This is a genomic window from Flindersiella endophytica, from assembly GCF_054779015.1.
Genome location: NZ_BAAGYY010000009.1, coordinates 1,057,324 through 1,070,483, shown reverse-complemented (window position 1 = coordinate 1,070,483; position 13,160 = coordinate 1,057,324). Strand labels below are relative to the sequence as shown.

The window sequence follows — 13,160 nt, the reverse complement described above, 5'->3', positions numbered from 1 at the left end:
GAACGCGAAGATGAGATCGCTCCTGCGCCTGGCCGCGACCCTGGTCGCCACTCTGATCGGCTTGCTGGTAACGGCGAACCTCGCCTCGGCCCATCCGGTCAGCAACTTCAGCATCAACCGCTACGACGGCCTGGAGGCGGCGGCCGGCCGGCTCGCCGTGGACCACGTGGAGGACTACGCCGAGATCGCCACGGCCCGCGTCAGGGATCGGCTGGACGTCAACCGGGACAGGAAGATCTCGGACGAGGAGCTCACCGTCTGGGCCGGCGAGCGTTGCCGCGCGGTGATCGGCGAGCTGACCGCGACCGTGGACGGCACCGCGGTGCCGCTGCGCCTGACGCGGTCCGGCGGCCGCCTCGGAAAGGGGCAGGCCGACCTGCCGCTGATGCGGGTCGAGTGCGCGATCAGTGGTGCACTGCCTGCCGGGGACGGCCGGCTGGCGTTCGAGAACCGCGCGGCCGGCGACACGGTGGGCTGGCGGGAGATCACCGCGCGCGGGAGCCTCGTACGGTCGGCGGACGTTCCGCGCGACTCGTTGAGCGGCCGGTTGACGCGATACCCGAAGGACCGGCTGAGCTCGCCGCTCGACGTCCGCTCGGCACACGTCGGGCTCGGTGTGAGTGGGCCGGCCGCGGACCGGCGGGAGGCGGGCGCGAGTCCGTTCGAGAGTGTGACGCCGAGTGTGCTGGACCGGGCGACGGCGCGGTTCACCGAGCTGGTTTCCCAGCAGCGGTTGACGTTCGGGCTGGGGCTGGCCGGGCTCGCGGCGTCCATCCTGCTCGGTGCGGTGCACGCGGTCGGGCCCGGGCACGGCAAGACCATCATGGCGGCGTACGCCGCCGGGCGAGGCGAGCAGTCGCTGCGCGACGTCCTGATCCTCGGCGCGACCGTGACGGCGACGCACACGGGCGGCGTGCTGCTGCTCGGGCTGCTGGTGGCCGTGGGGACGGCGTTCGCGCCGGAGCTGCTGTTTCCCTGGCTGGGCCTGATCAGCGGTGTGCTGGTGTGCGTGGTCGGAGTCACCTTGTGCCGTGGAGCGATCCGGCGCCGGCGGCACGCACCCCAGGACGGGCACGACCATGACCACGGGCACGACTATGACCACGGACATGCACACGACCACGGCCATCACCACCACGGGCGCTCCCACGATCATCCGCACGGGCACACCCACGGCCACACCCATAGCCACGGGTCCAGGACGCGGGCGAACGGCAGGCCGCGCAGCCGCGCCGGCATCGTCGTGATGGGCATCGCCGGCGGGCTCGTGCCCACCCCGTCCGCGATCGTCGTACTGCTCGGCGCGGCCGCATTCGGCCATACCTGGTTCGGCATCCTGCTCGTCCTCGCGTACGGAATCGGCATGGCACTGACGCTCGTCATGGCCGGCCTGCTGTTCGTCCGGCTGAGCGACCACCTGCGAGATCGCCTGCTGGACAAGGGCAGGACGCGGCTGCTCGGTCTCGTTCCGATCGCGACCGCGGCCGTCGTCATCGTGCTGGGCGTCGGCCTGACGGCGAAGGGTCTCGGCACGGTGATCGCGATCGGCTGACCCGAAGGCTGATACCGAATTCGCTATGCTGAGCCGGATGGCCCAGCTCCGGCTCAGCCGACACCGCGTTTGCGTCGGGCTGGTGTGCCTCACGGCGGCGTTCACCTATGCCACGGTCGGCCTGCTCAGGTTGCGAAACTTCCGCGCCACGACGTTCGATCTCGTCATCTTTGACCAGGCGGTCCGAGGCTATGCCGGCTTCGGGCCGCCGACGACACCCGCGCGTGGTGCGTTCCTCGGCCAGGGCACCGACTTCATCCAGCTCGGTGACCACTTCTCGCCGATGCTTGCCGTACTCGCGCCGCTGTACTGGATCCACGACGGGCCGCAGACGCTGATCGTCGCGCAGGCCGTCCTGCTCGCGGCGGCGGTCCCGCCACTCTGGCTCTACACGCGGCGCAAGCTCGGCACCGTGCCGGCGTACCTCGTCGCGGTCGTGTACGTCGCGTCGGCCGCGGTCTGCCAGGCTGCCGCGTTCGACTTCCACGAGGTGGCGTTCGTCCCGTTGCTGCTCGCCGTGCTGATCGAGCGCTTCGACGCCGGCAGGCCGTGGCAGGCCTCGCTCGCGGCGTTCGGCCTGCTGCTGGTGAAGGAGGATCTGGACCTGTTGCTGGCGGGCTTCGGGTGCTTCCTGCTGCTGACCCGCCGGCGTGCGTTCGGCGCGGCCTACCTCGTGGGCGGGATCTCCGCCATGGCGCTGATCCGCGGCGTACTGATTCCCGCGATGGGCGGCGACCCCACGGTCTTCTGGGCGTACGAGCATCTCGGCGCGAACGTGCCGGAGGTTCTGCACACCGTCGTGACCGATCCCCTGCTGGTGCTGACGAATCTCGTGAGCCCGCAGGTCAAGCTGGTCACCATGCTCGAGCTGGTCGGCCCGCTGCTGTTCGCGTGCCTGCTGTCGCCGCTGTTCCTGGCGGCCGTTCCGTTGCTGCTCGAACGGATGCTGTCGAACGCGCCCACGTGGTGGGCGGGCGACTTCCACTACGACGCGTTCGTCATCGTCGTCGCGATCTGTGCCGGTGTCGACGGTGTGGCGCGAGTCCAGCACTGGCTCACGGCGAGGGACCTGCGACTCGGCCTGCGACCACGTTCGCTCGCGGTTGCGTGGGCTGCCCTGGCGTGTGGCGTCACGCTCGCGCTGCTGCCACAGAACCCCGTCGGCCGGCTGTTCGACCCCACCTTCTACCGCGACGACCGCGACGTCGCCGCCGCGCGGGCCGCGGCGAAGGCCGTGCCCGAGGGCGTCACTGTCGAGGCCGCCAACCACGTCGGCCCGAGCCTCAGCCAACGTAGGACCGTACTGCTGTGGGACGCCAGGTCACACGGCGCACCCTGGGTGGTGGCCGACACCAAGCGCCCCGACTGCGCGAAGTACACCCAGCCGAGGTCGACGTGCGTGCGCACCCAGCGCAAACAGGTGGCGAAACTGCTCCGCAAGGGCTACCGCGTCGTCTACGTCCAGAACGGCTACGTCGTCCTCCACCGCGTGCGACAATGACCGGCAGATGACCTCAGATCGACGACAACGGGCGCTCGGATCGCTGCACGGGTTGGCACTCGGCGACGCGCTCGGATCCCAGTTCTTCATTCCGGCCAACCGAACCGCTCTCGAACAACGGCAGCTGCCGCCGGCGCCGTGGCAATGGACCGACGACGCCGAGATGGCCTGCTCCATCCTCGCCGTCCTCGACCGCGCGGGCCGGGTCGACCAGGACCAGCTCGCCGCCAGCTTCGCCGAGCACCACGACTTCGACCGCGGGTACGGACCGGCCATGAACCGCCTGCTCCGGCTGGTCCGCGAGGGCGATCCATGGCGTGCGCTGGCCGCCGGGCTCTTCGACGGCCAGGGCTCGTACGGCAACGGCGCCGCGATGCGCGTCGCACCGCTCGGCGCGTGGTTCGCCGACGACGTGGAGCTGGCCGCGCGTGAGGCCGCGCTGTCGGCCGAGGTCACGCACACTCATCCGGACGGCGTGGCCGGCGCGGTCGCGGTGGCAGTCGCGGCCGCACTCGCCGCGGGCGAAGCTCCGCTGGAGCCGCGCGCGTTCCTCGACCAGGTGCTCCAGCTGACGCCGCCCGGCCGGGTGCAGGGCGGCGTGTGGGCGGCCAGAGGCCTCGCCCATGTGCCGTACGCCAAGATCGCCGTACACGAGCTGGGCAACGGGCGGTACACCAGCGCGCACGACACGGTGCCGTTCGCGCTGTGGGCGGCCGCCCGCCACCTCGACGACTTCGAGGAGGCGTTCTGGACAACGGCCCAGACCGGCGGCGACGTCGACACCACCTGCGCGATCGTGGGTGGCATCGTGGGTGCGCGGCTCGGTGCGACCGGCCTTCCGGAATCGTGGCAGGCGGACCGCGAGCCGCTGCCGGCGTGGCTTCAGGCTCAGTTTTCCGGAGGCCGTCGCGGGTAGGAGCTCACGATGAGCAAGCCCACCATCGAGGTCGCCGGCCAGCGGGTCGAGCTCTCCAATCCGGACAAGGAGCTCTATCCAGGCGACCATCTCACCAAGCGCGACCTCGTGGACTACTTCACCTCGGTCGCCGATGCGATGGTGCCGCACCTGCGCGGCAGGCCGCTGTCGATGCGGCGCTTCCCGGACGGGATCGAGGCTGAGGGCTTCTTCCAGAAGGCGGCCGGTGACTACTTCCCGGACTGGATCCACACCGTCGCCGTCCCCCAACGATCCGGGGAGGCGCCGGTCGAGCACGTGATCTGTGACGACGCCGCCACACTCGTCTACCTCGCCGGCCAGGCCTGCCTGGAGTTCCACCCGTGGCTCTCGACGGTCGACGCGCTGGAGTACCCCGACCGGCTGGTGATCGACCTCGACCCGCCGGACGATCCCAACAGCGACGGCGACCTCAGGACGCTGCGCGCCACCGCGCGGCAGACCCGCGACCTGTTCGAGGAGGTCGGCCTGACCCCGTTCGTCCAGGCCACCGGCGGCAAGGGGTTCCACGTCGTCGCACCGCTGGACGGCAAGGACGACTACGAACTGGTCCGCGCGTTCGCCCGCGAGCTCGCCGGACGGCTGGTCGAGCAGGAGCCCGACCGGCTCACCGTCGAGCAGCGCAAGGACAAGCGCGGCGACCGGATCTTCGTCGACACCAACCGCAACGCCTACGGGCAGACCGCGGTCACGCCGTACTCCCCGCGTGCCCGCCCCGGAGCGCCCGTCGCCACCCCGATCGACTGGGACGAGCTCGGCCGTACGGAACCCGCGGGCCACACCGTCGGCGGCGTCACCAAGCGGCTCGCCCGCAAGGCCGACCCGTGGCATGACCTGGCCAAGCACGCCACCTCTGCCAAGCGGGCCCGCGGGCGGCTCCGCTGAGCCGTGGCACGTATGGACCGTTCATCCGAAGGGCGCCGTCAAAAGCGCTCCCGCCTGCGATTCAGCGGGATACACTCACTGCCGCAACAGCCCAGACCTTGCTTCAGAGGAGCACGCGTGGACAGTGAGGATCGGCTGAGACGGATCGAGTCCGTCACCGACGCCGCCTTGGCCCACCTGGACGTCGACGACCTGCTCGCCGCGCTGCTCGACCGTGTACGCGAGATCCTCGAGGTCGACACCGCCGCCGTCATGCTCGTCGACATGCCGTCCCGGACGCTCTACGCCACCGCCGCGATCGGGCTCGAGGAGGAGGTCCGGCAGGGCTTCCGGGTTCCGATCGGGCGAGGTTTCGCCGGCCGGGTCGCGGCGGAGAAGCGGCCTGTGATCCTCGACCAGATCACAGCGGCCAACGCCGTCAACCCCATCCTTATCCAGAAGGGCATCCGCGCCGTGCTCGGCGTCCCGATGCTGGCCGGCGGTGAGCTCGTCGGCGTACTCCATGTCGGGTCGCTCAGTGACCGCCGGTTCACCGACGATGACGTCATGCTGCTCCAACTCGTCGCCGACCGGGCCGCGCTGGCCACCGAGGCTCGGCTGACCAGGGTCGACCGCTGGGCCGCGGCCGCTCTGCAGCGGAGCCTGCTGCCACCCACGCTGCCGGAGTTACCCGGACTGCAGCTGGCCGCACGCTACATCCCCGACTCCCGTTCCGGCGTCGGCGGCGACTGGTACGACGTCTTCACGCTGCCGTCCGGCTGGCTGGGCATCGTGATGGGCGATGTCGTCGGGCACGGCCTGCGCTCGGCGGTCGTGATGGGCCGGCTGCGTTCCGCCCTCCGCGCCTACGCACTCGACTACTCCGACCCGGCCGAGGTGCTGACCAAGCTCGACAGGAAGGCACAGCACTTCGAGGCGGGGATGTTCGCCACCGTGGTCTACGCCATGATCGAGCCGTCGCTCGAGCGTATCCACGTCTCACTGGCCGGACACCCCGCACCGGTGTTCGCGACAACGGGGTCACCGGCCGAGGTGTTGCGACTCGAGTCCGACCTGCCGATCGGTGTCGAGCTCGGCCACCCGCGCACCACGACGACGGTCGACCTGCCGCCCGGCTCGCTGGTCTGTTTCTACACCGACGGCCTGATCGAACGCCGGGGGCAGGAGTTCGACGAGGGCCTGAAACGGCTCTGCACGCTGGTCGAAAAGGGCACGGCGGACGAGGTCTGCGCCCGCATCGTGGCCCAGCTGATCGACGTCGACATCACCGCCGACGACGCCGCCCTGCTGGTCGCAGGCCGCCCCGAAGAGGGGTGACCCGAAGGGCCGAAATCAGAGTGGTGGGTGGGGGCTGTGGGACGGCCCGACCACTCAATCTGGTTTTCGGACCGGTCCGGCGGGAACGTACGAACTCACGCCACGAGCACAGGGAGGCGTGGCACATGGCTGAGGCCGTATGGCGTCTGGAGGTCGACCTGCCCCCCAAGGAGCAGGCCGCCTCGACCGCTCGGCACGTCCTGCACCAGGTCCTGACCAGCTGGGGGCGCGCACAGTTGCTCGAGGACGCCGGCATCGTGGCCAGCGAGCTGATCACCAACGCCGTACAGCACGCCGCCAACGCAGGTCAACTGCGACTTGACGTTCGGGTCGACGAGCACGGCCGGCTGCGCATCGCCGTCGACGACGGCTCGGAGGAACTTCCCACTCTTCAGGAACCCACCATCGACACCGAGGCCGGGCGCGGCCTGCTGATCGTGACGCAGCTGTCGAACCGATGGGGCGTGGAACCGCGTCCGGGCCGGGGCAAACAGGTCTGGGCGGAGCTCGGGTAGGTCTCGAGTCAGTGCGGTAGCCGAACGCCGGGCCGCGGTGGTGTCCGGTGCTGCCCGTCCGTGTCCGGCCACAAATCCCGCGGGTGCCACCGCCGGGCGGGTTGTATGGACACATGACCGCAGCGACCCCGTCAACTCCGGCCGGACATCGCATCGCACGGATCGAGACCGCCGAGCTGCTCGATCGCTACCCTCGCACGATCGGGCGCAACGCGCGGCTGGGCTCGCACGGAGCCGGCGGTCCCGTCCGGATCTTCGTCGTCACGACCGACTCCGGCGCGACCGGCTGGGGCCTCGCGGGCCGCGGCGACCGGGCCGGGCTCGACGCTTTCGTGGGCCGCGAGCTCGGCGACGTGTTCGACGCCGGCGCCGGCGTGCTCGACACCTCGGCCGAGCCCCTGGACTTCGCGCTGCACGACCTGGCCGGGCAGCTGCTCGGCGTACCCGTGTCCCGGCTGCTGGGCGACGGCCCGCCGGACGGTTCGGCCGACGGCGACCGGGCCGTCACCTGCTACTCCGGCGCCATCTACTTCGACGACCTCGACCCGGACGACGCGCCACGCGGCATCGCGGCCGTGCTCGACAACTGCAAGGCCGACTACGCCGCCGGCTTCCGCGCGCTCAAGCTCAAGATCGGCCGCGGCAACCGCTGGATGGATCCCGCCGCGGGCGTCCGGCGCGACATCGAGGTCACCCGTACAGTGCGCGAGACCTACCCCGACATCCGGATCCTGGTCGACGCGAACGACGGATACACCGGAACCGGCTTCCTGGACTATCTCGACGCCGTGCACGACTGCGACCTGTTCTGGATCGAGGAGCCGTTCCGCGAGAACCACGACGACCTCGCGGCGTTGCAGGGCCGGCTCCACGAACATGGGGCGACCACGGTCGTCGCCGACGGTGAGGCGCAGCCGGAGATTCCCCAGCTGCTCCGGCTGGCCGAGGACCGGCTGCTCGACGTGCTGCTGATGGACGTCGTCGGCTACGGGCTGACTCCGTGGCGGGCGATCACGCCGGCACTGCTGGAGATCGGCACCTGGGCCTCGCCGCACGCGTGGGGTCAGCCGTTGAAGACGCTGTACGCCGCGCAGATGGCGCTCGGGCTCGGAAACGTACTCACGGTCGAGGGCGTGCCCGGCCATACGACCGGCGTCGACTCCTCCGGCTACCAGCTGGTCGAAGGCCGCCTGCACGTTCCGGCGGCTCCGGGATTCGGGCTGCCTGTTCCGGACGTTTCGCTGGACCTGGTCGCCGGCTGACCCAGGTTTGCCCCACGACAGCCGGGGAACGTCGCCATCGGAGGTAGACGATGGCTGGGAGCGTACGCACCTGGATCTCCGGCTGGCCGGTCTTCCGACAGCTGACCGGCACCGATCCGCTGGGCCGCGGCAGCGCCGTGACCTCGGAACGCACCAGGAACCTCACCGCACGCACCGCCGAGGCGGACCAGGTCGTCCCCTCTGTGTGCCCTTACTGCGCGGTCGGCTGCGGCCAGCGCGTCTACGTCAAGGACGGGCAGGTCACCCAGATCGAGGGCGACCCCGACTCCCCCATCTCGCGCGGCCGGCTGTGCCCGAAGGGCTCGGCCAGCAAGCAGCTGGTGACCAGCCCCAGCCGCGTGACCGAGGTTCTCTACCGGCGACCCCACGCGAGCGACTGGGAACGGCTGCCGCTCGACCAGGCGATGGACCTGATCGCCGACCGGGTCATCCAGACTCGCCGCGACTCCTGGCAAGAGGAAGTTGACGGCATGCGGGTCCGGCGTACGCTCGGCATCGCCAGCCTGGGTGGTGCGACGCTGGACAACGAAGAGAACTACCTCATGAAGAAGCTCTACACCGCTCTCGGTGCGATCCAGATCGAGAACCAGGCCCGGATTTGACACTCCGCCACGGTTCCCGGTCTGGGAACCTCCTTCGGTCGCGGCGGTGCCACGACGTTCCAGCAGGACCTGCAAAACGCCGACTGCATCCTCATCGAGGGCTCGAACATGGCCGAGTGCCATCCGGTCGGGTTCCAGTGGGTGATGGAGGCCAAGGCGCGCGGAGCGACGATCATCCACGTCGACCCGCGGTTCACCCGCACGAGTGCGGTCTCCGACCTGCACGTGCCGTTGCGCGCGGGCAGTGACATCGCGTTCCTCGGCGGCCTGGTCAACCACGTGCTGAGCAACGGGCTCGAGTTCCGCGACTACCTCGTCGCCTACACCAACGCCCCGGCGATCCTCAGCGAGGACTTCCTCGACACCGAGGACCTCGACGGGCTGTTCTCGGGCTTCGACCCGGAGCATCGCCACTACGACGTGAAGTCGTGGGCGTACGAAGACGCCGAAGTGCCTGCCGCAGCGGGTGAACGTGACGAGCTCGACGAGGGGATCTCCGATGACGAGGAACTGCGCGACGGCACCTCCCATCGCACGTCCGAACGGCCGGACACGTTCGGCAGCGGCGGTGCCACCCTGCGGACGAAGCCGAAGACCGATCCGACGCTGGAGCATCCGCGGTGTGTCTTCCAGGTGCTGAAGCGGCACTTCGCGCGCTACACGCCGGACATGGTGGAGGAGGTGTGCGGCATCCCGCCGGAGACGTTCGCGCAGGTCGCTTCCGCCATCACCCGCAACTCCGGACGCGAGCGCACCACGGCGATCTGCTACTCCGTCGGCTGGACCCAGCACACCGTCGGCGTGCAGTACATCCGTACGGCCGCGATCCTGCAGACGCTGCTCGGCAACATCGGCCGCCCCGGCGGCGGGATCCTCGCCCTGCGTGGGCACGCGAGCATCCAGGGCTGCACCGACGTTCCGACGCTGTTCAACATCCTGCCCGGCTACATCCCGATGCCGCACGCGCACGAGAACCTCGACCTCGACACGTTCGTGGCAGCCGACTCGGGACGGGCCGGCTTCTGGGGCAACATGCGCTCCTACGTCGTCAGTCTGCTCAAGGCCTGGTGGGGTTCGTCGGCTGTCGAGAGCAACGACTACTGCTTCGACTACCTGCCGAGGCTGACCGGCGACCACGGCACCTACCAGACCGTGATGAACCAGCTCTCCGGCGAGTGCAAGGGCTACTTCCTGGTCGGTGAGAACCCCGCCGTCGGATCGGCGAACGCGAAGCTGCAGCGGCTCGGCATGGCCAACCTCGACTGGCTGGTCGTCCGCGACCTGCAGCTGATCGAGAGCGCGACGTTCTGGAAGGACGGTCCGGAGATCGAGACCGGCGAGCTGCGGACCGACGAGATCCCGACCGAGGTGTTCTTCCTGCCCGCGGCAGCGCACACCGAGAAAGACGGCACGTTCACCAACACACAACGGCTGCTGCAGTGGCACCACAAGGCCGTCGAGCCACCCGGCGACGCGCGCAGCGAGCTGTGGTTCTACTACCACCTCGGGCGAATCATCCGATCGAAGCTCGCCGGGTCGACCGATCCACGAGACCGGCCGCTGCTCGATCTCACCTGGGACTACCCCGTCTCGGGTGAGACGGCGGACCCGAGCGCCGAGACGGTGCTGCGCGAGATCAACGGCTTCGGTCCGGACGGCGCGCTCTCGGCCTACACCCAGCTGAAGGACGACGGTTCCACGGCGTGCGGCGTGTGGATCTACTGCGGGGTGTACGCCGACGAGCACAACCACGCGGCGAATCGCCAGCCAGGCAAGGAACAGTCGTGGGTCGCACCCGGCTGGGGCTGGGCCTGGCCGGCCAACCGGCGCATCCTCTACAACCGTGCGTCGGCCGATCCGGCGGGCCGGCCGTGGAGCGAGCGCAAGCGCTACGTCTGGTGGGACGCCGACCAGGAACGCTGGACCGGAGAGGACGTTCCCGACTTCGAGGCCGACAAGCCACCGTCGTACCAGCCGCCCGACGATGCGAGAGCCCAGGCAGCGCTGGCCGGAACCGACCCGTTCGTCATGCAGGCCGACGGCAAGGCCTGGCTGTTCGTGCCCGCCGGACTGGCCGACGGGCCGCTGCCGGCGCACTACGAGCCGGACGAGTCGCCGTTCGACAATCCGCTGTACGGGCAGCGGGCCAACCCGACCAGGCAGCTCTTTCCGCACCGGCTGAACCCCCACAACCCCAGCGGATCCGAGCCGGGCAGCGAGGTCTTCCCGTACGTGTTCACGACGTACCGGCTGACCGAGCACCACACCGCCGGCGGCATGAGCCGGACCCTGCCGTACCTGTCGGAGCTGCAGCCGGAGTTCTTCTGCGAGGTCTCGCCGGAGCTGGCCGCCGAGCGCGGCCTGGACCATCTCGAATGGGCGACGATCGTGTCGGCCCGCACGGCGATCGAGGCGCGCGTGCTGGTGACCGACCGGATGAAGCCGCTACGAATGAAACGGCGGATCGTCCACCAGGTCGGGTTGCCGTACCACTGGGGAAGCAACGGACTGATCACCGGCGACGGCGCCAACGAGCTGCTGGCGTTCGTGCTGGATCCCAACGTGCACATCCAGGAGTCCAAGGCCGCCAGCTGCGACATCCGGCCCGGACGGCGGCCGCGCGGCCCGGCGTTGCTGGACTTCCTGGCTTCGTACCGGTCGCGGGCCGGCATCGACGACGGTGCCGACGACGGAGCTGACAACGGAGGTAGCGATGGCTGAACGGGTCGGCTTCTTCACCGACACCTCGGTGTGCATCGGCTGCAAGGCCTGTGAGGTCGCCTGCAAGGAGTGGAACGGCGTTCCCGACGACGGCTTCGACCTGCTCGGCATGTCCTACGACAACACCGGAGCGCTGGGTGCCAGTACGTGGCGGCACGTGGCGTTCGTCGAGCAGAAGGTCGAGCCGGCGTCGGCCGTCGACCTCGGGATGCCGGGCATGGGACCACCCGGTGCTGTGCAGGACAGCGCCGCGCAGGACGGCGCCGCGCAGGACGGCGCCGCGCAGGACAGCGCCGCGCAGGACGGCGACGTGCAGGACGGCGACGTGCGCTGGCTGATGTCGAGCGATGTCTGCAAGCACTGCACGCACGCCGCCTGCCTCGACGTCTGCCCGACAGGGGCGCTGTTCCGTACGGAGTACGACACCGTGGTCGTGCAGCCCGACATCTGCAACGGCTGCGGCTACTGCGTGACCGCCTGCCCGTACGGCGTGATCGACCTCCGGCCGGGCGATGGGCGGGCGTTCAAGTGCACGATGTGCTACGACCGGCTGGGTGACGGCCTGGAGCCCGCGTGCGCCAAGGCCTGCCCCACCGACTCCATCCAGTTCGGGCCGCTGACGGAGCTGCGGGACCGGGCCGAGCGGCGCGTCGCCGAGCTGCACGACAAGGGCCTTTCCGCCGCCCGGCTCTACGGCGCCGACCCCTCCGACGGCGTTGGCGGCGACGGCGCGTTCTTCCTGTTGCTGGACGAGCCCGAGGTCTACGGCCTGCCTCCGGATCCCGTCGTCACCACGCGCGACCTGCCCTCGATGTGGAGGCACGCCGGACTCGCGGCGTTGACCGTGGCCGCGACGGTCGCGGTCTCGTTCGCGGGCTCGCTGTTCGGGAGGCGGCGATGAAGCGCGGCGAGCAGGAGATGGTGCCGGATGCGGAGTTCGGCTCCTACTACGGGCGGCCGATCCTCAAGCAGCCGACCTGGAAGGTCCCCGACGTTCCGCTGTATCTCTTCCTCGGTGGGCTTTCCGGTGTCTCGGCGACGACCTCCGCCGCGGCGGAGCTGGCGGGCTATCGGGCACTCGCCCGGACGACGCGTTACGTGGCGGCCGGTGGCGCGCTGGGCAGCGTGGGGGCGCTCGTACACGACCTGGGCCGGCCGGAGCGCTTCCTCAACATGCTCAGGGTCTTCAAGCCCACGTCGCCGCTGTCGGTGGGGTCCTGGATCCTCGCGCCGTTCTCCGGGCTCGCGGTCGCCGCGGCACTGTCTGCCGCGACCGGTCTCGTACCGCGGCTCGGGCAGCTGGCCGGCGCGGCGGCGGGCGTGCTCGGGCCCGGAATGGCCACCTATACAGCGGTTCTGCTCGCCGACACGGCCATTCCGGCCTGGCACGAGCACTACCCCGAGCTGCCGTTCCTGTTCGCCGGCAGCGCGCTGGCGAGCGCTGGTGGGGCCGCCATGATGCTGGTGCCGGAGCGGGAGCTCGCGCCGGTACGCACGATCATCGCTGTGGGTGCGGGCCTGGAGCAGGCCGCGGCCTCCCGGATCGAGCGCGGCGACAGCCTGGCCGGCGAGCCGTACCGGATCGGGCGGCCACGTAGGTTGCTGCAGGCCGGCCGCGCGCTGACCGCCGCCGGCGGCGGTTTGGCGTTGCTGAGCAGGCGAAGCCGGGTGCTGTCCGCGCTCGCCGGCTCGGCGCTGCTGGCGGGAGGCCTGTGCACCAGGTTCGGGATCTTCTATGCGGGTAAGGAATCCGCACGAGACCCGAAGTACGTCGTCGTGCCCCAGCGGGAGCGGCGGCGGTTTGCCGAGGAGGCACACGGGTAGCGCCG

General features: G+C 70.3%; 10 protein-coding genes. All 10 read left to right on the top strand.

All coding sequences use genetic code 11. The features are described from left to right. Nucleotides 1–10: 10 nt before the first annotated feature. Complete coding sequence (locus ACYVF6_RS10185; RefSeq protein ID WP_460519112.1) at nt 11–1,552, top strand: nickel/cobalt transporter; 1,542 nt, start codon at nt 11–13, stop codon at nt 1,550–1,552. Nucleotides 1,553–1,589: 37 nt separating this feature from the next. Further along, nucleotides 1,590–3,053 carry a DUF2079 domain-containing protein gene (locus tag ACYVF6_RS10180; RefSeq protein WP_460519109.1) on the top strand — a complete coding sequence of 488 codons (1,464 nt, stop codon included), beginning with the start codon at nt 1,590–1,592 and terminating at the stop codon, nt 3,051–3,053. Between the two features lie 7 nt (nt 3,054–3,060). Further along, nucleotides 3,061–3,969, top strand: a complete 909-nt coding sequence (locus ACYVF6_RS10175; protein WP_460519106.1) for an ADP-ribosylglycohydrolase family protein — start codon at nt 3,061–3,063, stop codon at nt 3,967–3,969. Between the two features lie 9 nt (nt 3,970–3,978). Further along, nucleotides 3,979–4,893, top strand: a complete 915-nt coding sequence (ligD, locus tag ACYVF6_RS10170) for a DNA polymerase domain-containing protein (RefSeq protein ID WP_460519104.1) — start codon at nt 3,979–3,981, stop codon at nt 4,891–4,893. 117 nt (nt 4,894–5,010) lie between these two features. Beyond that, on the top strand, nt 5,011–6,210 hold the full coding sequence (locus ACYVF6_RS10165) for a PP2C family protein-serine/threonine phosphatase (RefSeq protein ID WP_460519101.1): 1,200 nt from the start codon (nt 5,011–5,013) through the stop codon (nt 6,208–6,210). A gap of 125 nt (nt 6,211–6,335) precedes the next feature. After that, nucleotides 6,336–6,725 (top strand): ATP-binding protein, encoded by a 390-nt coding sequence (locus ACYVF6_RS10160; RefSeq protein WP_460519099.1) that lies wholly within the window; start codon nt 6,336–6,338, stop codon nt 6,723–6,725. 113 nt (nt 6,726–6,838) lie between these two features. After that, nucleotides 6,839–7,987 carry an enolase-like domain-containing protein gene (locus ACYVF6_RS10155; protein WP_460519096.1) on the top strand — a complete coding sequence of 383 codons (1,149 nt, stop codon included), beginning with the start codon at nt 6,839–6,841 and terminating at the stop codon, nt 7,985–7,987. A gap of 50 nt (nt 7,988–8,037) precedes the next feature. Further along, nucleotides 8,038–11,331, top strand: a complete 3,294-nt coding sequence (fdh, locus tag ACYVF6_RS10150; protein WP_460519093.1) for a formate dehydrogenase — start codon at nt 8,038–8,040, stop codon at nt 11,329–11,331. Further along, nucleotides 11,324–12,232 (top strand): 4Fe-4S dicluster domain-containing protein, encoded by a 909-nt coding sequence (locus ACYVF6_RS10145; protein WP_460519091.1) that lies wholly within the window; start codon nt 11,324–11,326, stop codon nt 12,230–12,232. Before fdh ends, ACYVF6_RS10145 begins: the two co-directional genes overlap by 8 nt. Beyond that, nucleotides 12,229–13,155: an NrfD/PsrC family molybdoenzyme membrane anchor subunit gene (gene nrfD, locus ACYVF6_RS10140; RefSeq protein ID WP_460519088.1), complete on the top strand. Its 927-nt coding sequence runs from the start codon at nt 12,229–12,231 to the stop codon at nt 13,153–13,155. The genes ACYVF6_RS10145 and nrfD overlap by 4 nt, the downstream gene beginning before the upstream one ends. The last annotated feature ends 5 nt before the right edge of the window (nt 13,156–13,160 follow it).